Raw genomic sequence first — 24955 nt, 5'->3', positions numbered from 1 at the left:
TTCAATCTTTTTCGGGCATTTGGCGATGGCGGCTCTGGTAATTATTGGCCAGGTCGTATCCAATGCTTGACAGGATATTTAAGGGCGACCCAAAATTGAGCCGTCCACGGTGGCGGGCCGTATCCGGCTCCGCGCATCGGGGGGTCAACGATTCTGCCGTTTCTGTCGCGGGTAATTGGCGTTTCCCCCCTGGTTGTTTCATGTCTTTTCTCCCCTGTCAGTACGAGTACGGATCGGTGGTGTGTTGTGACGGAGTTCGAGGCTGGCCGGTCGCAGCTGAGTTTGAGTACGGACGCCGCGCGTAACCTGGCGACGACGACCAAGTCGACTCCCCAGATGCAGGAGATCACCTCACGGTGGCTGCTGCGGATGCTCCCCTGGACGCAGGTCTCGGGCGGCACCTACCGCGTCAACCGGCGGCTGACCTACACGATCGGCGACGGGCGGGTGAGCTTCACCAACTCCGGGGCGCAGGTGGCGGTCATCCCGGCCGAGCTGTGCGAGCTGCCCCTGCTGCGCGGGTTCGACGACTCCGACGTCCTCGACGCGCTGGTGGGCCGGTTCGTCCAGCGGGATTTCAGCGCCGGTGACGTGCTCGCGGAGGCGGGGCGGCCGGCCGACGAGGTCGTGCTCATCGCACACGGCAAGGTCAACAAGGTCGGCACCGGCCCGTACGGCGACGAGATCGTGCTGACCGTGCTGGCCGCGGGCGACCACTTCGGCGACGACGCCCTGGTCGGCGAGGGGGTCGAGTGGCCGTTCACCGCCAGGGCGGTCACCAGCGGCACGGCGATGGTCCTGCCCCGGCAGGCCTTCCTGGAGCTGGCCGGGCAGGCGGAGGCGCTCCAGGCCCATCTGCGGCAGCGCGAGACGGCCTCCCGCGGACCGCAGAACAAGTACGGCGAGGCCGCCGTCGAGGTGGCCGCCGGGCACGCGGGAGAGGCCGACCTGCCGGGCACGTTCGTCGACTACGAGCTCACCCCGCGCGAATACCAGCTGAGCGTCGCGCAGACGGTCCTGCGGGTGCACAGCCGGGTGGCCGACCTCTACAACGACCCGATGGACCAGATCGAGCAGCAGCTCCGGCTGACGATCGAGGTGCTGCGCGAGCGGCAGGAGCACGAGCTGGTCAACAACCGCGAGTTCGGGCTGCTGCACAACGCCGACCTCAAGCAGCGGATCCACACCCGCACCGGCCCGCCCACCCCCGACGACCTCGACGAGCTGCTCAGCCGCCGCAGGAGCACGAGTTTCTTCCTCGCGCACCCGCACGCCATCGCCGCCTTCGGCCGCGAGTGCAACGCGCGCGGGCTCTACCCGCAAGGCGTCGACGTCGGCGGTAGCGGGGTGCCCGCCTGGCGCGGCGTCCCCATCTTCTCCTGCAGCAAGATCCCCATCACCGACACCCGGACCACCTCGATCCTGGCCCTGCGCGTCGGCGAGGACAACCAGGGGGTCATCGGCCTGCACCAGACCGGCATCCCCGACGAATACCAGCCCAGCCTCTCGGTCCGCTTCATGGGCATCAGCGAGAAGGCGATCATCTCCTACCTGGTCAGCGCCTACTACTCCGCGGCCGTCCTGGTGCCCGACGCGCTCGGCATCCTGGAAGACGTCGAGATCGGCCACTGAGAACGGGGCGAGCGATCCACCACCTTCGGACCGGCCGCTGAGCGAGGGAGAGCAAGCATGACGACCATCGAGACGTCGACGGGCGGGCGGTCCGCGGGTGAGGTGCTGGCCTGGAGCCGGGACATGGTCGAGGCGACCCTGCGCCCGGCGGCCGACACGCTGCCCGCCTCGATGAGGCGCATCGCCGGATACCACTTCGGCTGGTGGGACGAGAAGGGCAGGCCGTCCGCGACCGGCGGGGGCAAGGCGATCCGTCCCGCGCTGGCCCTGCTGTCGGCCGAGGCCGTCGGGGGCCCCGCCGTCGCGGCGCTCCGGCCGGCGGCGGCCGTCGAGCTGGTGCACGACTTCTCCCTCCTGCACGACGACGTGATGGACGGTGACCGGACCCGCCGCCACCGCCCCACGGCCTGGACCGTCTTCGGCGTCAGCCCGGCCATCCTGGCCGGCGACGCGCTGCTGACGCTCGCCTTCGACGTGCTCGCGACCGGAGGGCACCCGGTCACCGCCGAGGCGACCCGGATTTTCAGCACCGCGGTCCAGGAGCTGCTGGACGGCCAGAGCGCGGACGTCGCCTTCGAGGAACGCCGGGACGTCGGGCCGGCCGAGTGCCTGAGCATGGCGGTCGGGAAAACCGGGGCCCTGCTGGGGTGCGCCTGCGGGCTCGGCGCCCTGTTCGGCGGTGGCGACCCCGAGCAGGTCGAGCACCTCGTCGCCTTCGGCAGGGACCTGGGGCTGGCGTTCCAGCTCGTCGACGACCTGCTCGGCATCTGGGGGGATCCCGCGGCGACCGGCAAGCCGGTCCACTCGGATCTGCGCAGCCGTAAGAAGTCCATCCCGGTCGTCGCCGCCCTGACCTCGGGTACCCCGGCCGGACGGGAGCTGGCCGGGCTCTACCACCGCGAACAGTCGCTCTCCGACACCGAGCTGATCCACGCGGCCAAGCTCGTCGAGGCCGCGGGCGGGCGGGACTGGACCCAGGTGGAGGCCGACGAGCTGCTCGCGCGGGCCCTGCGCCACCTGGGGGCCGCGGGCGCGCCGCCCCGGCCCGCCGCCGAGCTGGCCGCACTCGCCCGGCTCGTCACCCGCCGCGACCACTGACCGTCGCCGCCGTACGCCGTCGCCGCCCGCGGTGCTCGTCCCCCGGCGGGGCGTTCAGACGAGGGCGCTCGTGCCGCCCGTCGTGCTCGCCTCCCTGATGTGGGAATCACCCGTCGTCATCGGCGCGGTTTCCCTCCGGTCGTCGCACCCCTTCGCTGCCCGAAAGCCGGGGGATCAAGCGGGGCACGCCGGAAACGACGGAGGCCCGGGTCACCCCGGGCCTCCGCGTCGGTTGCCGTCCGGCACCGTCCGGCCGCGCTGCGGCCTCAGGCGGGACTACCGGCGGGTGTACACGCGCACCCCGTCGGACCGGCTGCGGCTCTCGGCGAGCTCGTCGGTGCCGTCGAAGACCGCACGGTACTCACCGCTGCTGTACGCGCGGGCCTTGGCGCGGAAGGTGCCGTTCCAGCCGGTGTCGGGGGAGGTCACGAACTTCCAGGTGTTGGAGCCGCGCTTGCGGAAGTAGATCTCCACTTCCTCGCCCCGCACGCCCTTCCAGCGGTCGTCGTCGACCTGGAGACGACCGGTGAAGTAGACCCAGCGCCCCTTGCGGACCCTCTCGGGGCTCGCGGAGAACCGGTAGACGCGGGTCTCGGCCTTCTCGGCCTTCTCGTGAGCGACGGAGAAGTTGACCTCGTCGGTCACCTTCTTGCCGTCCTTGTCGTACGCGTCGGCGATCGCGACCCAGCGACCCTCGAAGTCGTTCTCGTCGAAGCTGGTCGTGAAGCGCCACAGGTCACCCTGGTGCAGGAGCCTGGGCTCCTGGGCGGCCTGGGTGCGGGCCTGGTCGGAGACCGGCCTGAGGCGAAGTTCGACGCGGGTGGCCTCGGTGGTGCGGACCTCGATGGTGACCCTCGTGTCGTCGTCTCCCTGCACAACGACCGGGTTCGGGCTGACGTTGTCGATGCGCACACTGAGAGCGACTCGCTCCGCGGAGGCCGTTCCCGCGGACAGGAGCAGCGAGCTGCTCACCGCCGCTGACAGCAGACCGATGGCGATTCGTTTCATCAAGACGCTTTCCTCTTCTCCCCGTTCTCGGAGACGGCCAGGGTTGACCGTTCCCACTCCATAAGACGACACAGAAGCGACTGATGTTGCCTGAAGTCCCCAAAAAAGCGGGTTTAAGTTTCCGTAAGGTAACGTTTTCCAGCGGGAACGGCCAGGTCAGCCGCCAATCATCGAGTCCTGGAAATTTTTCTCCGATAAATACGATATGTCTGATTTGTCGGGAATAGAGATTTGGGGGTGGGGGGTGTGTGGCGGCGTCCCCGGTTCGCGGCGGGCTGGAGTCGTTAATCGGACCTAACGGACATGTGGCACGTGACGCCGTGGTGTCCGCGGGCGGATAGCGTTCGTGTATGAGTGCCACCATCGTCGTCAAGGATCTGGCCGCCGGACACGGCGACCGAGCGCTTTTCACCGGGCTCGACCTGGTGGTCGCCCCCGGCGACGTCGTCGGCCTGGTCGGGGTGAACGGCGCGGGCAAGTCCACCCTGATGCGGATCCTCGCGGGGCTGCTCCCTCCCGAGCACGGCTCCGTGCGGCTCAGCCCGCCCTCGGCGTCGGTCGGCCACCTTCCTCAGGAGCGCGAGCGCCGCGCGGGGGAGACGATCGCGGACTTCCTGGCCCGCCGTACCGGGGTGGCCGCCGCGCAGCGCGCGCTGGACGCCGCGACCCAGGGGCTGGTGGAGGGCACCCCGGGTGCCGACGACGACTACGCCGTCGGCCTGGAGCGCTGGCTCGCCCTGGGCGGTGCCGACCTGGAGGACCGGGCCGGGGAGGTCGTCGCCGAGCTCGGCCTCGCGGTGGAGCTCGACCGGCCGATGACGGCGCTCTCCGGAGGCCAGGCCGCGCGGGCGGGCATGGCCTCCCTGCTGCTCAGCCGCTACGACGTCTTCCTGCTGGACGAGCCCACCAACGACCTCGACCTGGAGGGGCTGGAGCGGCTCGAACGCTTCGTCACCGGTCTGCGCGCCGGGACCGTCCTGGTCAGCCACGACCGCGAGTTCCTGGCCAGGACCGTGAACCGGGTCGTCGAGCTCGACCTCGCCCAGCAGCTGGTCAGGGTGCACGGCGGCGGCTACGAGGCCTACCTCGCCGAGCGCGAGGTCGCCCGCAGGCACGCCCGCGACGAGTACGAGGAGTACGCCGGCACCGTCGCCTCCCTCAAGCAGCGCGCGGGGATGCAGCGCGCCTGGATGGAGAAGGGCGTCAAGAACGCGCGGCGCAAGGCGTCCGACAACGACAAGATCGGCCGTAACTTCCGTACCGAGGCGACCGAGAAGCAGGCCGCCAAGGCCCGTCAGACCGAGCGGCTGATCGAGCGGCTGGACGAGGTCGAGGAGCCCCGCAAGGAGTGGGAGCTCCGCTTGGAGATCGCGGTGGCCCCGAGGTCGGGAGCCGTCGTCGCGACGCTGCGCGACGCCGTGGTCCAGCGCGGCGCGTTCACCCTCGGCCCGGTGAACCTGCAGGTCGGCTGGGCCGAGCGGGTGGCGGTCACCGGTGCCAACGGCTCCGGGAAGTCCACCCTGCTGGCCGCGCTCCTGGGCCGGCTCCCGCTGCGGGAGGGCAACGCCTCGCTCGGTCCCGGCGTGGTCGTCGGCGAGGTGGACCAGGCGCGCGAGCTGTTCCTCGGCGACGAGCCCCTGGTGGACGCCTTCGCCGCCGCCGTGCCCGACATGGTTCCCGGCGACGTCCGCACGCTGCTCGCCAAGTTCGGGCTGCGTGCCGCGCACGTGCCGCGCCCGGCCGCCACCCTGTCGCCGGGGGAGCGGACCCGGGCCGCGCTGGCACTGCTCCAGGCGCGCGGGGTGAACCTGCTTGTGCTCGACGAGCCGACCAACCACCTGGACCTGGCCGCGATCGAGCAGCTGGAGTCCGCGCTCGACTCCTACCCCGGTACGCTGCTGCTGGTCACCCACGATCGCCGGATGCTGGACGCGGTGCACACCACCCGGCGGGTCCATGTCGACGGCGGCCGGATCACCGAAAGTTGAACGGGACGGCCACCCGGATCTGACTGTTGACGTAACTTTCGCAAGTCGCTGCAAGTAATTACTTCTCTTGCCTTATAGTTTCATCATGACACGACGGCTTGCAGAAGTGGCCAAGAAGGTCGGGATGAGCGAGGCGACGGTCAGTCGTGTGCTCAACGGGAAGCCCGGAGTGTCCGAGGCGACCCGTGAGGCTGTCCTCACGGCGCTCGACGTGCTCGGCTACGAGCGGCCGACCCAGCTGCGGGGTGACAGGGCGCGGCTGGTCGGGCTCGTCCTCCCCGAGCTGCAGAATCCCATCTTTCCCGCTTTCGCCGAGGTGGTCGGGGGTGCGCTGGCCCAGCAGGGGTTCACCTCCGTGCTGTGCACCCGGACCCTGGGCGGCGTCTCCGAGGCGGAGTACGTCGACCTGTTGCTCCAGCAGCAGGTGTCCGGCGTCGTCTTCGCCGGAGGCCTGTTCGCCCAGGCCGACGCCTCCCACGAGCACTACGAGCTGCTGCGGGAGCGGCGCCTGCCGACCGTGCTGGTGAACGCCGCGGTCGCGCACCTCGCCTTCCCGCAGGTCTCGTGTGACGACGTGGCCGCCGCCGAGATGGCGCTCGGCCACCTGCGGTCGCTGGGCCACGAGCGGATCGGCATGGTGCTCGGCCCCCCCGACCACGTGCCCTCGCGGCGCAAACTGGACGCGGCGGATCTCGACCCCGAGTTCGTGGAGCACACCATGTTCTCCCTGGAAGGGGGGCACGCGGCGGCCGCGCGGCTGATACGCAGGGGCGTGACCGGCGTCATCTGCGCCAGCGACGTGATGGCCCTGGGCGCGATCAGGGCGGCCCGCAGGGCGGGGCTCTCGGTGCCCGACGACGTCTCGGTGATCGGTTACGACGACTCCGCGCTGATGAACTGCACCGACCCGCCGCTGACGACGCTGCGCCAGCCGATCGATGCGATGGGCCGTGCGGTCGTCGACCTCCTCGCGGCCCAGATAGACAAGGCCCTGGTCCCGGCCGACGAGCTGCTCTTCGAACCCGAGCTGGTGGTCAGGGCCTCGACGGGCCCGGTCAAGCGCTGAGGAGCCCTGGCCGGGAGGCGGGAGGCGTGTCCTTCGCCGGTGTGGCGTGGCCGGTGTCGCCCTGCCCCCTCGCCGGTCGTCCCGGCGCTCCGGGCGCGCTGGACCCGAGGCGACGGCCGCCACGCCGCCGGTCGCGTTCACGGATGATCTGACATCGCGACGTCGTTATCTTCCGGCTTTGCATTCGACTGTTGCCAATATATGTCGTAAATAAGAAGCCAGTGTGTCCTTGGCTTCCTGAGGGGACGCCCCCAGGGAGGCTTCGCGACGGCCTCGAACCGGTTTCCGTGACGGGCCCGAGTCTTCCGGGAACTCGCCGGAATCGCGCCACATGCCGCCTCCGCCCCTTTCTGGGGCTTTGGTCGTCACCGGAACATCTCCGGGTCTCCCGTTTGCCGTTTTCGTCACTCTGGGTAGTTGTGGATCTCTTAGAGTTATCGCGACAAGTGTGGAAGATCAATCACTTGCCGCCCCCCGAAGACATGTTTCGTCATTCGGAAGGAAGAGATCTTGCGTAAGAGATTCGTCGTGCTCACCTCGGCGGGCGTAGGCGCTTTGATGTTCATCCTGGCGGCACCCGCGGTCGCCGCCCCCACCGCCGACACCGTCGTCACGTTCTCCGTGGAAGCGGGAAGCCTGGACATCGTCGCGCCGGCCGGCCCGATCGATCTCGGCTCGGCTCCCCCCGGTGGCACGCTCACCGGGCAGATCGGCCCCGTGTCGGTCTCCGACACCCGCGGTGGGGCCGACTCGGCCTGGACCGCGACGGTGTTCGCGACGGACTTCACCGCCGCCGCGCTGACGATCCCCTTCGCCTCCGTGGAATATTGGTCGGGGCCGACGACCGCCACCAGCGGCGGTCCCGTCTTCATCCCCGGCCAGCTCACGGCGGGCGACGCCGTCCCCCTGACCGGTACGACGCTGACCGCCATCCCGGCCATGGCCCACACGGGAGGCACGGGAGGCAGCACGGCGACGTGGAACCCCACGCTGATCGTCAACATCCCCATCACGGCTCAGGTCGGCGACTACACCGGGACGGTGACACATCAGGTGGCGTAGCCGGATCGCCGGACCGCTGACGCTGCTGGCCGCGCTGTGTTCAGGCGTGGCCGGCGCGTCGGCCGGCGCGAGTCCGGTCGCCGACGATCGTCGGGGCATGATCGGCGTTCGCCTTCTCGAAGCACCGGTCAGTCACCGCGGCGATCCCCGCGCGCTCTCCTACATCGTCGACCATCTCAATCCCGGCACCACCATCCATCGAAAGATGGAGATCTCCAACACATCCAGGAAACCCCAGCACGTCAGCCTGTATCCGGCCGCCGCCGACGTCGTCCGGAACAGGTTCAACGCGCCGGAGGGTCGCCCTCGGAACGAACTGGTGAGCTGGATGTCGCTCGACCGCGACTCGATCGAGGTGCCGCCCGGCGGCACGTCGACCGCCCAGGTGACGATCAAGGTGCCGCCCGTCGCCTCGCGCGGCGAGCGGTTCGGCGTCGTCTGGGCGGAGGTCGCCGCCGAACCCGACGACTTCCACCCCGTGCGTGTCGTCAACCGGGTCGGGATCCGCGTCTACCTCGATGTCGGGCCGGGCGGGGAGCCGCCGTCGGACTTCCGCATCGAGAACCTGACACCCGTGCGCATCCCGGACGGCAGCCTGCAACTGCGGGCACTGATCCGTAACACCGGCGGGCGGACCCTGGACATGAACGGGGCGTTGTCGCTGACGGACGGCCCCGGCGGCCTGCAGGCCGGGCCTTTCCCCGCCGACCTGGGGGTCACACTGCTTCCGGGTGCCGTCGCCCCGGTGACCGTGACCATGGACCGGCGGATGCCCGACGGCCCGTGGAAGGGCAGGCTGGCCCTGATGAGCGGCATGGTGAAACGGGCGGTCACCGCCACCCTCACCTTCCCGGCCAAGGGCGAGGGCCCTTCCGTCGAGCCCGACGAGGACTACCTGCCCCTGGTGGGGCTGGTGGCCGGGCTGGTCGTGCCCGCCACCGCCCTCGGCATCGTGGTGCGCCGCAGGCACCGGGCCGCCACCCCGACGAGCTGACGCTCCCGTCGAGGCGGCGTCCCGGTGGCCGTGCCGGGCGGGCAGACCCCGTCCGCCGCTCACTTCGAGACGTAGAGGACCTTCCAGCTGCCCGCGTACAGGCAGTTCAGGGAGGGCTTGGAAGCCTTGGCCTCGGAGCAGACCTTGAGCTCGACCTGGTACAGATCGTGCTGGGTGAACGTGAACGGCTTCGGGGTGCCGTACGAGCAGTCGACGATGCTGCGGTGCCTGAACGGCAGGTTCTTGCCGTCGGGGGTCCGGTAGGTGAGGCGGAAGACCGCCCAGCCACAGGAGGGGCCCCTGGTCAGGTCGTAGACCCTGCCGGAGATCCTGCCCGTCTCGGCGGCGGGGATGACCGCGTGGTCCTCACCGGAGACGGTGAGCGAACCGTTCGTCTTGGCCTTCCTGCCCGGGGCGTAGTAGGTGCCCCACGGGCCGGTGCCCTGCGCCGCCGTCGTGCCGGCGGTCACCGGGCCAGTCGCCGCCTGGGCGGTCGCCGGGGCGATGGAGACGAGGGCGGCGGTGATGGCGAATCCTGTGAGGAGGCGGCTGATCGTCATGGGAGGGGTTCCTTTCCGGCTGCGTTGACCACAGTGTGTGATGAGCCGCTTTCAACCGGGTTGACCGCTCACTGCAAACGAGTATCAGCCGCCTATCAGGGGGAAAGGGGAGTCAACAGGAGGTAAGCACATGGAAGCGCTGGGAATCGACATCGGTGGGTCGGGGATCAAGGGTGCGCCGGTGGACGTCGCGAGGGGGCGGCTGACGAGGGAACGGCTGCGCATCCCCACGCCGGATCCCGCCAAGCCCGAGGCGGTGGCCGAGGTGGTGGCGGAGATCGTCAAGCACTTCGCCTGGGACGGGCCGGTGGGGGTGACCTTTCCCGGGATCGTGGTCGACGGGGTCGCCAGGTCGGCCGCGAACGTGGACAAGGACTGGATCGGCACGGACGCGCGGAAGCTGTTCTCCAGGGCGACGGGGCTGCCGACGACCGTGCTCAACGACGCCGACGCGGCCGGCCTGGCCGAGGTGGCGGCGGGCGCCGCCAAAGGCAGGACGGGTGTGGTGATGCTGCTGACCTTCGGCACCGGAATCGGCAGTGCCCTGCTTGTCGACGGCCGCCTGGTGCCCAACACCGAGCTCGGCCACCTGGAGATCAGGGGCAAGGAGGCCGAGAAGCGCGCCTCCGACCACGCGCGCGAGGCGCACAACCTTGACTGGGACGAGTGGGCGGAGAAGGTGCAGGAGTATCTGGAACACGTCGAGGCGCTCTTCTCCCCGTCGCTGTTCATCATCGGCGGAGGGGTGAGCAAGAAGGCCGACAGGTTTCTGCCCCTGATCAAGCTACGCACCCCGATCGTCCCCGCCGGTCTCCAGAACGAGGCGGGCATCGTGGGCGCCGCCATGGCGGTCATGAAGTAGCGGCGGCCCCGCCCGGGTACGCGCTTTCACGCGGGCGGCCCGGGAGGCCGGCGCGAGCGAGGAGGGGCGCCCCTGCCCGGGGGCGCGCTTTCCACGGGTGGCCCGGAGGCCGGTCCCACGCCCGGCGCGAACGGTGCCGCCGGAAGGCTCCCGGGGCACTCACCGGCGGCTACCACGCACCGTCCGGGAGTGACTTCGGAGAGGAGTCTGAAACTTTCATTCCGCTGGAAATCTGTTCGGTGAGGTCAGGGGGCTGGGACGGTCCCATTCGGAGGCCTCCGACGTGCAACAAGCTGTACACATCCGTGAAACATCCGGACTATGGGAGCGCTCCCACCATCGTCCTGGAGATGATTACGAATGACAGCTAATCCGCGCCGCCACGCCTGGCGCAACCGGGTGGCGACCATGGCGGCCATGTTTGTGGCCGCCGCCGGTCTCGCCACCGGGCAAGCCGCCACGGCGCACGCCGCAGTCGCCTGCGACGTCGCCTACTCCACCAACGACTGGCAGGGCGGATTCACCGCCAGCGTCACCCTCAAGAACCTCGGTGACGCGCTCACAAGCTGGACCCTGGGCTTCGCCTTCACCGGTGGGCAGACCCTCCAGCAGGGCTGGTCGGCCACCTGGGCCCAGTCGGGCACCCAGGTCACCGCGAGGAACCTCGCCTGGAACGGCGCCCTCGCCACCGGCGCCTCCACCAGCCTCGGCTTCAACGGATCGTGGACCGGGAGCAACCCCAAGCCCACCGCCTTCACGGTCAACGGCGTGACCTGCGGCGGGCAGCAGCCGGGCAACCAGCCCCCCACGGTCAGCCTGACCAGCCCCGCCTCCGGCTCCTCCCACCAGGCCGGTGCCGCCGTGCCGCTCGCGGCGACCGCGAGCGACGACGGCTCCGTCAGCAAGGTGGAGTTCTACGTCGACGGCGCGCTGGTCAACACCGACACCAGCGCCCCCTACTCCTACTCCGCCACCGGCCTGGCGTCGGGCTCCCACACCGCCAGGGCCAAGGCCTTCGACAACGCCTCACCGGCGCTCTCCACCGAGACCGCCGCGGTTCCCTTCACCGTGGGCGGCGGCACCTCGACGCCGTCGATCGTCGCCTCCCCGACCTCCCTCAGCGTCCCCGAGGGTGCCTCCAGGACGGCCGGTTTCAGGCTCAGCCAGGCGCCGAGCGGCAACGTCACGGTCAACCTGACCAAGACGGGTGACACCGACATCACCATCGCGCCCTCCACGCTGACGTTCACCACCGCCAACTGGAACACGGCGCAGAACGTGACGGTCTCGGCGGCCCAGGACGCCGACCAGGCCAACGGCACCGCCACCGTCGCGGCCGCCGCCACCGGTCACACCGCCGCCTCCGTCGCCGTGACCGAGGCCGACGACGACGGCACCCCGCCGGTCGGCGGGCACGTCGACAACCCGTACGCCGGAGCCGACGGCTACGTGAACCCCGACTGGTCGGCCAAGGCCGCCGCCGAGCCGGGCGGCAGCGCGGTCGCCAGCATCTCCACCGGCGTGTGGCTGGACCGCATCGCCGCGATCGCGGGATCCTCCTCGGCGATGGGCCTGCGCGCCCACCTGGACGAGGCCCTGGAGCAGGACGCGGCCAACGGCAGCAGGCCGCTGACGATCCAGTTCGTCATCTACAACCTGCCCAACCGCGACTGCTCGGCGCTGGCCTCCAACGGTGAGCTGCTCATCGCTCAGAACGGTCTGAACCGCTACAAGACCGAGTACATCGACCCGATCGCCGCGATCATGGCCGAGTCGAAGTACGCGGGCCTGCGGATCTCGACGATCATCGAGATCGACTCGCTGCCGAACCTGGTCACCAACCTCAACGTGGCGAAGTGCCAGGAGGCCAAGGACAGCGGCGCCTACGTCGACGGCGTCCGCTACGCCCTGAACAAGCTGCACGCGATCCAGAACGTCTACACCTACATCGACGCCGCGCACCACGGCTGGCTCGGCTGGGACACCAACTTCGGCCCGTCCGCCGACCTGTTCGCGAGCACCGTCTCCGGCACCACCGCCGGCTTCGACAGCGTGGACGGCTTCATCACCAACACCGCCAACTACTCGGCGCTGCGTGAGCCGCACTTCACCATCAACACCACCGTCAACGGCCAGACCGTCCGCCAGTCCACCTGGCTCGACTGGAACTTCTACGTCGACGAGCTCTCCTTCGCCCAGGCCTTCAGGAACACGCTGATCCAGAAGGGCTTCAGGTCCAACATCGGCATGCTGATCGACACCTCCCGCAACGGCTGGGGAGGCTCGGCCCGCCCGGCCGCTCCCAGCACCTCCACCGTGCTGAACACCTTCGTCAACCAGTCGCGCGTCGACCGCAGGATCCACGCCGGCAACTGGTGCAACCAGAGCGGTGCCGGACTGGGCGAGCGTCCGCAGGCCAGCCCCGCCACGGGTCTGGACGCCTACGTGTGGATCAAGCCCCCGGGTGAGTCCGACGGCTCCAGCAGGGAGATCCCGAACAACGAGGGCAAGGGCTTCGACCGGATGTGCGACCCGACCTACACCGGCAACGAGCGCAACGGCAACAACGCGAGTGGCGCCCTGGCGGACGCGCCGATCTCCGGCCAGTGGTTCTCCGCCCAGTTCCGCCAGCTGCTCCAGAACGCCTACCCGGCGCTCCCGTAACCCGCTGATCCTCAGGTCCCGCTCCCGCGGGGCCCGGGTGAGCCCCGACGCGACGGCCCCGTCACCCCGATCCCGGGGGGCGGGGCCGCTCCTTTCTCCTCCCGGTTCCCCGCCGTGCGCCCGTCCCCGCCGTGGGGACCGGGAGCGAGAGCCGGGAGCGAGGGGCGAAAGTGGGCCGCCGTACGGCCGGATATTGGGATGCGGCGGCACGCCGACTCGGGCAGCATGGGCGGTTGGGCCTTCACACAGGGGCCTTCAGGTGTGGAGCCTCACACGCGCCTTCACGACCGCGGGTGAGCCTTCACCCGCGGGCCGAAAGTATCCTGGGTTCAGTATGGGAACGCCTCCTTTGACATCGCCCCTCTCCGATCTGCACGCGCGTCTGCCCGAGCTCACTCTGCGTGACCAGCGGCGACTTCGCCGTCGGCTCGACGGGGCCCGCAGGGTCAGAAACCGCGCCGCGCAGCAGAAGATCGCCGCGGAGATCACCTCCGACATCGAGCGGGCCGAGCGGCGCGTCGCCCAGCGCCGCGCCGGTGTCCCCGCGATCACCTATCCGGAGGCGCTGCCGGTCAGCCAGCGCAGGGACGACATCCTGGAGGCGATCCGCGACAACCAGGTCGTGATCGTCGCCGGGGAGACCGGTTCCGGCAAGACCACCCAGCTGCCGAAGATCTGCCTCGAGCTGGGCCGGGGCGTCAGGGGCCTGATCGGGCACACCCAGCCACGCCGCATCGCGGCCCGTACCGTGGCCGAGCGCGTCGCCGAGGAGCTCGACACCCCGCTCGGCGACGCCGTGGGCTACAAGGTGCGCTTCACCGACCAGGTGAGCGACGGCACCCTCGTCAAGGTCATGACGGACGGCATCCTGCTGGCCGAGCTGCAGAGCGACCGCGACCTCGACCAGTACGACACGCTGATCATCGACGAGGCGCACGAGCGCAGCCTCAACATCGACTTCATCCTGGGCTATCTCAAACAGCTGCTGCCTCGCCGCCCCGACCTGAAGGTGATCATCACCTCGGCGACCATCGACCCCGAGCGCTTCTCCAAGCACTTCGGCGGCGCGCCGATCGTGGAGGTTTCCGGCCGGACCTACCCCGTCGAGGTGCGTTACCGGCCGATCGCCGAGGACGACGACCAGATCCAGGCGATCGGCAACGCCGTCGACGAGCTGTGCGCGGAGGGACCCGGCGACATCCTGGTCTTCCTCAGCGGCGAACGGGAGATCCGCGACACCGCCGAGGCGCTGTCGAAGCGCAAGGACGCCGAGATCCTGCCGCTGTACGCCAGGCTGTCCGCCGCCGAGCAGCACCGGGTCTTCCAGCGGCACACCAACCGCCGGGTCGTGCTGGCCACCAATGTGGCCGAGACCTCGCTGACCGTGCCGGGCATCAAATACGTGGTCGACCCCGGATTCGCCAGGATCTCCCGCTACAGCCACCGTACCAAGGTCCAGCGCCTGCCCATCGAGGCGATCTCCCAGGCCTCGGCCAACCAGCGCAAGGGCCGCTGCGGCCGCGTCTCCGAGGGCGTCTGCATCCGGCTGTACGAGGAGGACGACTTCGTCACCCGGCCGGAGTTCACCGACCCGGAGATCCTGCGCACCAACCTCGCCTCGGTCATCCTGCAGATGACCTCGATCGGCCTGGGCGACATCGGGGCCTTCCCGTTCGTCGAGCCGCCCGACCAGCGCCAGGTCAAGGACGGCTACGACCTGCTGCTCGAGCTGGGCGCCTTCGACCAGGCCAGGCAGATGACCCCGCTCGGCCGCAAGCTGGCCGGGCTCCCGGTCGACCCACGCCTGGCCCGCATGGTGCTGGAGGCCGACCACAACGGCTGCGTCCGCGAGGTCATGGTCATCGCCTCCGCCCTGTCGATCCAGGACCCGCGCGAGCGACCGGCCGACAAGCAGCAGGCCGCCGACGAGAAGCACCGCCGCTTCGCGGACAAGGAGTCCGACTTCGTCTCGTACCTGAACCTGTGGGAATACCTCCAGGAGCAGCAGAAAGAGCTGTCGTCCAGCGCGTTCCGGCGGCTGTGCAAGGCCGAGTTCCTCAACTACCTGCGCGTCCGCGAGTGGCAGGACGTCTACAGCCAGCTCCGCCAGATGTCGAAGACCCTGGGGATCACCCTCAACGGCACCCCCGGTGACGAGCAGAAGATCCACGTCTCCCTGCTGTCGGGTCTGCTCTCCCACGTCGGTGTCAAGGACATCGACAAGAAGACCGCCGACGCCGGTGGCGGCCGTCGTCCCCCGAACGAGCCGCGCAGGCCGATGACGGAATATGTCGGCGCCCGCAACGCCCGGTTCGCGATCTTCCCGGGATCCGCTCTCGCCAAGAAACAGCCGCTCTGGGTGATGTCCGCCGAGCTGGTGGAGACCTCCCGGCTGTGGGCCAGGGTCAACGCCAAGATCGAGCCCGAGTGGGTCGAGCCGCTCGCCCAGCACCTGATCAAGCGCACCTACTCCGAGCCGCACTGGGAGAAGAAGCAGGGCTCGGTGATGGCCTACGAGAAGGTCACCCTGTACGGCGTCCCGATCGTGGCCCAGCGCAAGGTCAACTACGGCCGGATCGACCCCGAGCTGAGCCGGGAGCTGTTCATCCGGCACGCCCTGGTCGAGGGCGACTGGGAGACCCACCACGCCTTCTTCAGGGAGAACCGCAGGCTGCTCGAAGAGGTCGAGGAGCTGGAGGAGCGGGCCCGGCGCCGCGACATCCTCGTCGACGACGAGACGCTGTTCGACTTCTACGACCAGCGTGTCCCCGCCGACGTCGTCTCCGGGCGCCACTTCGACTCCTGGTGGAAGAAGGCCAGGACCGACCAGCCCGACCTGCTCAGCTTCGAGAAGTCGATGCTGATCAGCGAGGCGGCGGGCGACATCAGCCGGCGCGACTACCCCGACGTGTGGCGTCAGGGCGGCCTGCGCTTCCCCCTGACGTACCAGTTCGAGCCCGGCACCGACGCCGACGGCGTCACCGCGCACATACCGCTCGCGCTGCTCAACCAGGTCAACGTCGAGGGCTTCGACTGGCAGATCCCCGGGCTGCGCGAGGAGCTGCTCACCGCGCTCATCCGGAGCCTGCCCAAGCCCATCCGGCGCAACTTCGTCCCCGCCCCCAACTACGCCAAGAAGGCCCTGGAGCGGGCCGAGCCCACCCAGGAGCCGCTGCTCGCGGTGCTGGAACGCGAGCTGCTGAACCTGACCGGCGTCCAGGTCTCGCGCGAGGCATGGCAGCCCGACCTGGTCCCCGACCACCTCAAGATCACTTTTCGGGTGATCGACGGACGCAAGCAGAAGCTGGCCGAGAGCAAGGACCTGGCCGGGCTGAAACGGCGGCTCGCTCCCAAGCTCCGCCAGACCCTGTCCAAGGCCGCCGACGGCCTGGAGAAGTCCGGCCTGACGGGATGGACCGTGGGCGCGCTGCCCAAAACATTCGAGCAGCGCAGGATGAAGGCCTACCCGGCGCTCGCCGACGAGGGCGCCACCGTGGCCGTACGGATGTTCGAGACCGAGGCCGAGCAGCGCCGGGCCATGTGGGAGGGCACCCGCAGGCTGCTGCTGCTCAACACCCCCTCACCGGCCAAATGGGTGCTCGGCCGCCTCGGCAACCAGTCCAAGCTCGCCCTGAGCCGCAGCCCGCACGCCGGGGCCACCGCGCTGTTCGACGACTGCATCGCCTGCGCCGCCGACCACCTCATGATCGAGCACGGCGGTCCGGTCTGGGACCAGTCCGCCTTCGCCGCCCTGCACGACAGGGTCCGGGCCGAGCTGTTCGACACCACCGCCGAGGTGGTCGCCAGGGTCGAGGGCATCCTCAAGGTCTGGCACACCGTCTCCACCCTGTTGCCCGGATCTCGCTCCACCCCCGCGATCGAGGACATCCGCGACCAGGTGGCCAACCTCGTCTATCCGGGTTTCGTCACCGACACCGGCTACAAGCGCCTGCCCGATTTGCTTCGCTATCTCAAGGGGGCCGAGCGGCGGCTGGAGAAGGTCCACGACGACGCGTTCCGCGACGGGGAGCGGATGGACAAGGTGCACGACATCGAGGACGACTATCACGAGCTGGTCGAGAAGCTCCCCCCGGCCCGCCGCTCCGACGACGACGTCCGCCAGATCCGCTGGATGATCGAGGAGCTCAGGGTCAGCTACTTCGCCCAGACCCTCGGCACCCCGTACTCGATCTCCGACAAGCGCATCCGCAAGGCAATGGAGAAGCTCTGAGTCTCACGGGCCCCGACCCGGGCGCGCGGGCGGGGCCTTCTGGGCCCGCACTCCGGGGGATTACAGGAAGATCGAGGTGTCGAGGTCGAAGTCGACGGGGGAGGGGATCCGCAGCGGCTTGCCCATCTCGGTGTGGGTCATGGTCCGGTAGCTGCCCTCCTCGGGGTCGCTGAGGGCCGTGACCGTCGGCGGGGAGGCGACCGGATCGACGATCAGCATGATCGGGATGCCGCAGCCCGCGTAGATCCTGGGCTTCGTCGCGCGGTCCATCTCCATGCTCCCCGGCGAGACGATCTCCGCCACCAGGACGAGCCCCGAGGAGAGGATCTCGCGCTCACCCCAGAGCGGGGCGTCCACGGGGACCAGGCAGTAGTCGGGGACGATGGTGTCACGGGGAGCTTCGACACAGATGTCGACGTCGCCGGAGAAGCTTTCCCAGCCGTTCTCATCCTCCACGGGAATCAGCGCCCTGCTGAGGGATCTGGCTATGCGTGCGTGCCGGGGGGTCGCGGAAGGACTCACGATCAGGTTCCCGTCGATGACTTCGGCCCGGAGGCCGCGGGTAGGGGGAAGGGACTCGAAGATCTCCCTCGGGGTGCGAGGTAGTGGCTGGTCTTCTGGAACGGCGGGCTGGGCGGGTGGCTGCGGCGCGGTGCGCCGGGCGGATCGCTGAGACGCTGTCATTACCATCGGCCTGTATCCCTTCGTGTTCGAACAGGCACTCTGAGTGTCGCACGCGAGCCGGTCCGGACGCGAGGCGCATGCCCCGCGGTTATGGGGCGGCCAGGTGGAGAGGCGTCGGCCGGTGCGGTATTCGTGCGCGCGCCGATTCTCGCGAGTGCCCGATCACTTCCTGTGACGCCCGGCGCACTCGTACGAGAGGCGCGCCCCGCGGTGGTCCCGCCCGGGGCCGCCTCGGCCGGTCGGGCTACGATCGTGAGCTTGGACGGAAGGGGAGGCACCGTGGTCCGGGCGCTGGTGTTCGACGTGGGCGAGACGCTGATCGACGAGACGCGCATCTGGTCGCGCTGGGCCGACCGGCTGGGCGTGACCCGGTTCACCATGCTCGGCGTGCTCGGCGGCATGGCCGCACTCGACAGGTCGTTCGAGGACGCCTTCCGGCTCCTGCGGCCCGGCTTCGACGTCGAGGCCGAGCAGGAGGCGTGGAGGCGCGACGACCCGGACGGGCTCCGCGTCAACTTCGACGCCGACGACCTCTACCCGGACGTGCGGCCCGCCCTGGCGGCGCTGCGCGACCTCGGCCACGAGCTGATCATCGCGGGCAACCAGCCGCCGCAGGCGCGCGACGCGCTCGTCGCGATGGACCTGCCCGTCGACGCGATACACACCTCCGACGGCTGGGGCGTCTCCAAGCCGGCCCCGGAGTTCTTCGCCAAGGTCGTCGCGGTGTCGGGACGCGAGCCCGGAGAGATCCTCTACGTGGGTGACCGGCTGGACAACGACGTGCTCCCCGCGCGGGCGGCGGGCATGCGGACCGCGCTGATCCGCCGGGGTCCCTGGGGGCACCTGCACGCGGAGCGCCCCCAGGCCGCCGGGGCGGACCACGTGGTCGACGACCTGCACGCCCTGGTCGCCGCCCTCGCCCGCTGACCGCCGTACGGCGAGGTTCCGCCGGCCGTCGTACGACCAAGGTCCGCCGACCGTTGTGCGGTGAAGGTTCCGCTGACTGTCGTACGGCCGTGGTTCCGCTGATCGGCGTACGGCGAAGGTCAGGGAGTCCCTCACCGCGCGCCGATGCCGGCGCCGGTGCGGACCGCGGAGGGGACGCCGGCCGGGGCCGCGTCCGGTGGTTCATGATCGGTTCACGGGCCGCCGGGATCCCCGGAGAGCCGGGGGCGTCGCCCGGTGAGTTCGCGAGCTGCCGGGATCCCGGAGGGGGCTCAGACGTCGCGATACTCGATGTCGGGCTCGATGTGGACGGCGCGCTCCTCGGCGGACAGGTCGCCGTCGTCGGGGCCCACGTCCCAGGCGTACTCCTCGGACGTCTCGTCGGGGCTCAGCCCCTCGTCCGGCGCCACCAGGCGGGTATCCTCGCGCGGGGCCCGCTCGCGGTCCGGTGCCTCGCGCCGGAGGCGCTCGTCGAGGGTGTCCCGGTGCTCGTCGTCGTGCTCGACGATCTCGTGGTTGAGACCGAGGTCGTCGGTCCACTCCTCGACCTCGACCGCCTGCTCGTCGCTCAGACCCTTGCGGTCCGGGGGTGTTTCGGTCATACCGCGGCCCTACCCGTTTTATCGCCTTAAATCCCGGGTCAGGTGTTCGTCTCGCACCCGGCACGGCCCCGTGACCGGGTTTCTCAGCCGCCGGTGCCCGGGAGGCCGCCCGGCAGGTAGACGGGGCGCTGGTTCCCGCGGGCCAGGCGCCCCGCGGCGAGGCGCGGCGCGATGTACGCGGGCAGGAGAGGGGCCGCGGTCTCCCAGGGGAGGAACGCCACCTCGTCGAGCTCCTCGACCTGTGGCCGGATGCGGGCCGGATCCTCCAAGACGCCGCCGTCGAACATGAAGTTGATCAGTGCGCGGGGGCGGTCCCCCTCCGGCGGTATCCAGTGGACCACGAGCAGCTCGCCCGCCTTGACGGAGACGCCGAGTTCCTCGGCCACCTCGCGCATGGCGCCGTCGTGGGGAGCCTCGCCCTCCTCGACGATCCCGCCGGGGAAGTTCCAGCCGGGCCGGTAGTTGGGCTTGACCAGCAGGACACGGTCCTCCGCGTCGGTGAGCAGCATGCAGGCCGAGACGAACGCGGTGGGCAGGGTGGCGTACCAGTCGGCGGGGTCGGAGTAGGGCTCGCTCATTCCCGTCACGCTACCTTCGCGGGCGGCCGGTCGCGGGTGGGACCCGCCGACGCGTCCCCGGCGGGAGATCTTCTCCGCCGGGCCCGTGAGACGATCCCGGCGGAGGATTCGTTCCCTGCCCGGCGGGGTTTACCGGCCGTCGGCTGTTGGTGCCGTTCCTCGCTCAGCCGAGTTTCTTGACCAGGAGTTCCATTTCCAGGTCGTCCCGGTGCGGCGCGCCGACGCTCTCGTCGTCGTAGGGGAAGGGGATCGTCTCGCCGGTGCGGGTGTAGCCGCGGCGCACGTACCAGGCCAGGAGTTCCTCGCGTACCGAGATCACCGTCATGCGCATCTCGCCCACGCCCCAGGTCTCACGGGCGAAGCGCTCGGCCTCGGCGAGGACCGCCCTGCCGAAGCCGCCGCCCTGGAGGGTGGGGCGTACGGCGAACATCCCGAAGTACGCGTACTCGCCCCGGTGCTCCACCTGGCAGCAGGCGACGATCTCGTCGTCCACCTCCATGACGATCATGCGGTTTTCCGGCCTGCCCAGCTCGGCGGTGACGTTCTCGGCGTTCGTCCGCCGCCCGCTCAACAGGTCCGCCTCGGTCGTCCATCCGGCCCGGCTCGACTCCCCCCGGTACGCCGAATCGATCAGGGGTACCAGGGCGGGCACGTCCGCGACGGTGGCCACGCGGAAGGTCGGCCGGGTGGTCCGGGAGGGGCTGTTCATGGGGCTGATCCTCTCAACAGGCGGTGAGACGCGTGCGGATATCGAGTCGCCTGATCCTGTGAATCATAGTCAAATAGGCCTTTTATCCTGATTTTCCATGCCGGGTTGAGGACGCGGCGGTACCCCCTGATCGGACTGCCGGGAAACGGCCGGGCGCCGGGGCCGCAGGAGGCACCCCGCGACTTCGGCCCCCGGGTAGGAGCGTGAAAAAGGCCCGGCCCGCGCGATACAGGACTCGCGCGAGCCGGGCCGGGGGAACGCCGTGGACCCATGCCCGGGTCCCTCGGCGGTTTTAGCTCACTCGGCCGCCTGGAAGGCGCGGCCCGCCGGGGTGGCGACGCCGTTGTTCCGGAACAGGCCACTGTTGGGCTCGGTGTCGGAGGAGGGCAGGCCGAACCAGGCGTAGCGCTGCAGGTACGGCAGGGAGTTCAGCATCTTGGTGGACTCGGTGACGAAGGCGGCCTGCTGCGCGTCCGTGGGGAAGCGAACGCCGTTGGAGAAGTCGATCAGGGCGTACTCGGTGAGCCAGATCGGCTTGCGGTAGCGCTCGTACACGGCCTGGATGTACGACTTGAGCTGGCCGGCCGCCGCCTCGGCGCGGAAGTCGCCGCCGTACCAGTGCAGCGTGATGAAGTCGACGCGGAGGTTCTTCTGGGCCGCTCCGGTCATGAACCGGTCCAGCCAGCCGCCCGCCCGGTCACCGCCCCAGGCGACGGCGGGGCTGCCGACCTTCAGGCCGGTCGCGGTGAGCCTCGGCCACAGCGACAGCGCCTGGTCCACGGTCATGTTGGACTGCTCGGCGAAGTCCGGCTCGTTGAAACCGAGCAGGTAGGGAGAACCGGAGTTCTTCGCCTGGGCGAGGTTCTGGTCGGTGACGCTGGCGGCTCCCCAGATCATCGGGACGAACTCCGCCCCCTTGGGGGTGGTGACGCCGTTGTGGTTCGTGGACCACGTGTAGTACCAGCTCGCGCCCGAGGCCTCAAGGGCCGCGCTGACGTTGGGCGCCTGCCACACGCCCACGCCCTTCTTGGCGGAGGTTTCCGCAGGGGGCACCTCGGGGACCGGCGTGGTCGGGGTCTTGCTGGGAGTGGAGCTCGGGGTGGAACTGGGGGTGGAACTGGGGGTGGAACTCGGCGTCGGCCTGGTCGGCGTGGCGCTGGGGGTGGCGCTCGGGGTACGGCTCGGGCTCGAACTCGGCGTCGGCCTGGTCGGGGTGGCGCTGGGCACGGGGGTGACCGAGCCCTTGCCGAAGACCTGGAACTCCCAGAGCGAGACACCGTACTGGCTGGAGCGCTGGGTGGCGTAGAGCCGCACGTACCGGCCGGTGGCCGACACGTTGAGGGTCTGCACGCCGCCCTTGCCCGCGGTCGTGCTGTGGATCGTCTTCCACTGGCCGCCGCCGGAGGACGTCTGGATCCGGAACGCGGTGGCGTAGGCGCGCTCCCAGTTCAGCACGATCTTGTCGATCGCGGTGGACTTGCCCAGGTCCACCTGCAGCCACTGAGGGTCACTGAACTTGCTGGACCAGCGGGTGCCGCTCTTGCCGTCGACCGCGGCCGCGGCGGACAGGTCACCTCGCTCGATCGAGGAGGCGGCGGCGGCCCGGCCCTGCGAAAGGGGGGCCTCGGCCGCGCCCGCGGGGAGGGCTCCGTTCACCACGGAGGCGCCCATGACGGCCACGAGGGCGCCGACGAGCGCGGCGCGACGTACCTGACGACCTGCCGTGCGACCTGCTGCGGTACCGCGCGGAACAGTCTCACTCATATGGATGAGGTCCTTCGTACGGGAAGTAGAGATCGGACATTGTCGGCGTATCGGAGGCGTGCCGGGGGGCCGGATCGCAGATCTGCTGTCGGTCGGGTCCGGTGCCGGACATATTCGCTCCTGTACAGGAGACCGGCGGGCGGGCCGGGGACAACAGAAATCCGAAAAAGAACTCCGTGAGTTTTCGCCGTCGACCGTGTCGCCCTGTGTCGTCTCGTGTCGTTCTGCGTTCTCCCCTGTCGCCTCGCCGCCGCCCGGCCTCGGCTCGCTGACCGGACGGGAGGTCGAGGTGCTGCGGCTGGTCGCGCTCGCGCTGTCCAACGCCGAGATCGCCGAGCGGCTCGTACTCACCGAAGCCACCGTCAAGACGCACGTGTCCTCGATGCTGCGCAAGCTCGGCCTGCGCGACCGGGTCCAGGCCGTCGTGCTGGCCTACGACGTGGGACTCGTGCGGCCCCGCTCCAGCTGAACGAGGACCCGGTCCTTCCGGACAGCCCCCACGGGGACGGGTTCAGGCGTTCCGCTCGCCGACGGCGGGGAGTAATTGGAGCTTCTCGTGGCTCTCGCTGCCCGGTACGGCGGTGAAGACCAGCAGCATCTGGGACTGGTCGGGATCGACCAGGGTCTGGCAGTGCAACTCCAGCAGGCCGAGTCGCGGATGCCGGATGCGCTTCGGCCCGCAGAACGGGCCCAGGACGGGATGCTCGTCCCAGAGCGCGGCGAAGTCCGGGCTGGCCGCCAGCAGCGCGTCGACCAGCGCGGCCGCGCGCGAGCCCTTGCCGTCCCGCGTGTACGCGTCGCGCAGGCTGGCCGTGAAGAGGCGGTCGTGCGTCGGGTGGTCGTCCTCGGGATAGATCAGCCGCGAGGCCGGGTCGGTGAACCAGCGGTAGTGCATGCTGCGCGCCATCCCGGTGTGGACGCTCTCGTCACCCATCAGCGCCACCGCGAGCCGGGTCTGCCTGAGCGTCTCGCCGAGGTGGCTCATCACCTGCGCGGGGGTGTCCTCCAGCCGGTCGAAGATGCGCATCATCCCGGGGTTGATGTGGTCGCCGCGAAAGACCCGCCGCGGGGTGGCGTGGCCGGCGAGGCGGAACAGGTGGTCGCGTTCCTCGAGGGAGAGGTGCAGGCCCCGGGCGATCGCGGCGAGCATCTGCTCGGACGGGTTGGGTCCGCGCCGCTGCTCGATCCGGCTGTAGTAGTCGGCGGACATGCCGCACAGCGCGGCGACCTCCTCGCGCCGCAGCCCGCCGGTGCGCCGCCGCTGCCCGCGAGGCAGCCCGACGTCCTCGGGCTGCAGCGCCTCCCGCCGGGTGCGCAGGAAATCGGCCAGCTGGGCCCTGTCCATCAGGTGAGTTCTCCCTTCCAGAGAACGGCCGCCGTGAAGACCTCAGGCGGCGGCGAATCCGACCCCGGCCAGCCGCTCGGAGACGTCCCAGAGCCGAGCCGCGCCGGCCTCGTCACGGGCCGGCTTGTAGACGGTCAGCTCGGTCGGGTCTCCGGTGAACTGGCCGATGCCGTCGGGGCCGTAGAGGCGACCACCCCGCGCCCGCGGGTCGGTGGCCGCGTACAGGGCGGGGAGCGCGCCCCTGTCGACGGTCTGCACGAACAGGCCCAGGCGGGAGAGCCGCGTCATAATCGCCTCAAGCGGCGAGGGGCGCTCGCGGCCCAGGTTGGGGCCGGACGCGTAGAGGTTCGTCAGGGTCGTGCCGGGGTGCGCGACGTTGCTGACGACGCCCCAGCCACCGGCCCGGCTGCGCCGGTCGAGTTCGAGGCCGAACATCAGGTTGGCCAGCTTCGACAGCCCGTACGAACGTATCGGTGAGTATTTCCGCTCGCTCTGCAGATCGTCCCAGTCGATCCTGGCGGTGCGGGCGGCGCTGCTCGACATGGTGGTGACCCGGGCCCGGCCGGCGCGCAGCAGCGGCAGGAGCCCTCCGACCAGCGCCACGTGCCCGATGTGGTTCGTGCCGAACTGCAGCTCCAGGCCGTCGGCCGTGGTGTGCCGGGTGGCCGGCGACATGACGCCCGCGTTGTTGACCAGGATGTCGATCGGTCGGCCCTCGGCGTTCAGCCTCTCCGCGAGCGCCGCCACGGAGCCCAGCGAGGCCAGGTCGAGCTCACGGAGGGAGACCGTCGCGCCGGGAGCCGCCGAGCGGACACGCGTGACGGCCGCCTCGCCCTTGACGGGGTTGCGGACCGGCAGCACGAGCTCGGCGCCCGCCCGAGCCAGGCGCACGGCCAGACCGAGGCCGACACCGTCGCTCGCGCCGGTCACCACGGCGAGCTTCCCGGTCAGATCGGGGACGGACACGTCTTTCATGGTAACTCCCTGGTCAGCGGGACTTTCCGGTCGGATCAAGCGTCGCAAACGCCACGGGGCGGGTCCATGTCGCGCCTATCCAGGGATCACCTGTCCGTGGATAAACGACCCGGTACGTGCTGCCATCTCCGTCCGAGGGGGGAGAGGCGCGATCAGGATCCGTCCTGAGAGGGGGGTGAAGGCCGCTC

19 protein-coding genes and 1 pseudogene are annotated in these 24955 nt (G+C 70.1%); 11 read left to right on the top strand and 9 right to left on the bottom strand.

Going from position 1 to position 24955, the window contains the following annotated elements:
• Window positions 1–246 precede the first annotated feature (246 nt).
• A complete protein-coding gene (locus tag OG587_RS40450) occupies window positions 247–1632 on the top strand; it encodes a family 2B encapsulin nanocompartment shell protein (protein WP_329084131.1) in 1386 nt (461 codons plus the stop codon).
• A gap of 57 nt (window positions 1633–1689) precedes the next feature.
• Entirely contained in the window at window positions 1690–2730 is a 1041-nt protein-coding gene (locus OG587_RS40445; RefSeq protein WP_329084130.1) for a family 2 encapsulin nanocompartment cargo protein polyprenyl transferase, read from the top strand.
• 276 nt (window positions 2731–3006) lie between these two features.
• On the opposite strand, the gene OG587_RS40440 is transcribed toward OG587_RS40445, so the two are convergent.
• Window positions 3007–3738 carry a hypothetical protein gene (locus tag OG587_RS40440; protein WP_329084129.1) on the bottom strand — a complete coding sequence of 244 codons (732 nt, stop codon included), beginning with the start codon at window positions 3736–3738 and terminating at the stop codon, window positions 3007–3009.
• A 350-nt stretch (window positions 3739–4088) separates the two neighbouring features.
• On the opposite strand from OG587_RS40440, the gene OG587_RS40435 reads away from it, so the two are divergent.
• From OG587_RS40435 to OG587_RS40420, 4 genes are all read left to right on the top strand, one after another.
• A complete protein-coding gene (locus OG587_RS40435) occupies window positions 4089–5726 on the top strand; it encodes an ABC-F family ATP-binding cassette domain-containing protein (protein ID WP_329084128.1) in 1638 nt (545 codons plus the stop codon).
• An 85-nt stretch (window positions 5727–5811) separates the two neighbouring features.
• Window positions 5812–6792, top strand: coding sequence for a LacI family DNA-binding transcriptional regulator (locus OG587_RS40430; protein WP_329084127.1), 981 nt, complete (start codon window positions 5812–5814; stop codon window positions 6790–6792).
• Window positions 6793–7302: 510 nt separating this feature from the next.
• Entirely contained in the window at window positions 7303–7854 is a 552-nt protein-coding gene (locus OG587_RS40425; RefSeq protein ID WP_329084126.1) for a hypothetical protein, read from the top strand.
• Between the two features lie 97 nt (window positions 7855–7951).
• Window positions 7952–8848 carry a hypothetical protein gene (locus OG587_RS40420; RefSeq protein WP_329084125.1) on the top strand — a complete coding sequence of 299 codons (897 nt, stop codon included), beginning with the start codon at window positions 7952–7954 and terminating at the stop codon, window positions 8846–8848.
• Between the two features lie 59 nt (window positions 8849–8907).
• On the opposite strand, the gene OG587_RS40415 is transcribed toward OG587_RS40420, so the two are convergent.
• The gene (locus tag OG587_RS40415; protein WP_329084124.1) at window positions 8908–9408 is read right to left on the bottom strand and encodes a hypothetical protein; all 501 of its coding nucleotides are present in this window, start codon (window positions 9406–9408) and stop codon (window positions 8908–8910) included.
• Window positions 9409–9538: 130 nt separating this feature from the next.
• On the opposite strand from OG587_RS40415, the gene ppgK reads away from it, so the two are divergent.
• The 3 genes from ppgK to hrpA all read left to right on the top strand — a co-directional run bounded on the left by ppgK (window position 9539) and on the right by hrpA (window position 17165).
• Entirely contained in the window at window positions 9539–10270 is a 732-nt protein-coding gene (gene ppgK, locus OG587_RS40410; RefSeq protein WP_329084123.1) for a polyphosphate--glucose phosphotransferase, read from the top strand.
• A gap of 360 nt (window positions 10271–10630) precedes the next feature.
• The gene (locus tag OG587_RS47415) at window positions 10631–12934 is read left to right on the top strand and encodes a glycoside hydrolase family 6 protein (protein WP_443075335.1); all 2304 of its coding nucleotides are present in this window, start codon (window positions 10631–10633) and stop codon (window positions 12932–12934) included.
• A 334-nt stretch (window positions 12935–13268) separates the two neighbouring features.
• Window positions 13269–17165 carry an ATP-dependent RNA helicase HrpA gene (gene hrpA, locus OG587_RS40395; protein ID WP_329084121.1) on the top strand — a complete coding sequence of 1299 codons (3897 nt, stop codon included), beginning with the start codon at window positions 13269–13271 and terminating at the stop codon, window positions 17163–17165.
• 60 nt (window positions 17166–17225) lie between these two features.
• Here hrpA and OG587_RS40390 read toward each other — a convergent pair whose 3' ends face one another.
• Complete coding sequence (locus OG587_RS40390) at window positions 17226–17849, bottom strand: Uma2 family endonuclease (RefSeq protein ID WP_329084120.1); 624 nt, start codon at window positions 17847–17849, stop codon at window positions 17226–17228.
• Between the two features lie 279 nt (window positions 17850–18128).
• Here OG587_RS40390 and OG587_RS40385 point away from each other — a divergent pair, with 279 nt between their 5' ends.
• Entirely contained in the window at window positions 18129–18776 is a 648-nt protein-coding gene (locus OG587_RS40385; RefSeq protein WP_329094147.1) for an HAD family hydrolase, read from the top strand.
• A 290-nt stretch (window positions 18777–19066) separates the two neighbouring features.
• Here OG587_RS40385 and OG587_RS40380 read toward each other — a convergent pair whose 3' ends face one another.
• The 4 genes from OG587_RS40380 to OG587_RS40365 all read right to left on the bottom strand — a co-directional run bounded on the left by OG587_RS40380 (window position 19067) and on the right by OG587_RS40365 (window position 22447).
• Window positions 19067–19396, bottom strand: coding sequence for a DUF5709 domain-containing protein (locus tag OG587_RS40380; protein WP_329084119.1), 330 nt, complete (start codon window positions 19394–19396; stop codon window positions 19067–19069).
• A gap of 83 nt (window positions 19397–19479) precedes the next feature.
• Window positions 19480–19974 carry an NUDIX hydrolase gene (locus OG587_RS40375; protein WP_329084118.1) on the bottom strand — a complete coding sequence of 165 codons (495 nt, stop codon included), beginning with the start codon at window positions 19972–19974 and terminating at the stop codon, window positions 19480–19482.
• Window positions 19975–20137: 163 nt separating this feature from the next.
• Complete coding sequence (locus OG587_RS40370) at window positions 20138–20683, bottom strand: GNAT family N-acetyltransferase (protein ID WP_329084117.1); 546 nt, start codon at window positions 20681–20683, stop codon at window positions 20138–20140.
• A 297-nt stretch (window positions 20684–20980) separates the two neighbouring features.
• The gene (locus tag OG587_RS40365; protein WP_329084115.1) at window positions 20981–22447 is read right to left on the bottom strand and encodes a glycosyl hydrolase; all 1467 of its coding nucleotides are present in this window, start codon (window positions 22445–22447) and stop codon (window positions 20981–20983) included.
• Window positions 22448–22694: 247 nt separating this feature from the next.
• Here OG587_RS40365 and OG587_RS40360 point away from each other — a divergent pair.
• Window positions 22695–22916: pseudogene (locus OG587_RS40360) on the top strand (response regulator transcription factor); the annotation flags it as partial.
• A 42-nt stretch (window positions 22917–22958) separates the two neighbouring features.
• On the opposite strand, the gene OG587_RS40355 reads toward OG587_RS40360, so the two are convergent.
• Together OG587_RS40355 and OG587_RS40350 are read right to left on the bottom strand one after the other, a co-directional pair.
• On the bottom strand, window positions 22959–23792 hold the full coding sequence (locus OG587_RS40355) for a helix-turn-helix transcriptional regulator (protein WP_329084114.1): 834 nt from the start codon (window positions 23790–23792) through the stop codon (window positions 22959–22961).
• Between the two features lie 42 nt (window positions 23793–23834).
• The gene (locus tag OG587_RS40350) at window positions 23835–24767 is read right to left on the bottom strand and encodes an SDR family oxidoreductase (RefSeq protein ID WP_329084113.1); all 933 of its coding nucleotides are present in this window, start codon (window positions 24765–24767) and stop codon (window positions 23835–23837) included.
• Window positions 24768–24955: the final 188 nt, after the last annotated feature.

The organism is Streptosporangium sp. NBC_01469, from assembly GCF_036227305.1.
Taxonomy (GTDB): Bacteria; Actinomycetota; Actinomycetes; order Streptosporangiales; family Streptosporangiaceae; genus Streptosporangium.
Note: the sequence above shows the minus strand (reverse complement) of the source record. Positions and strands in the feature narration are given on the sequence as shown.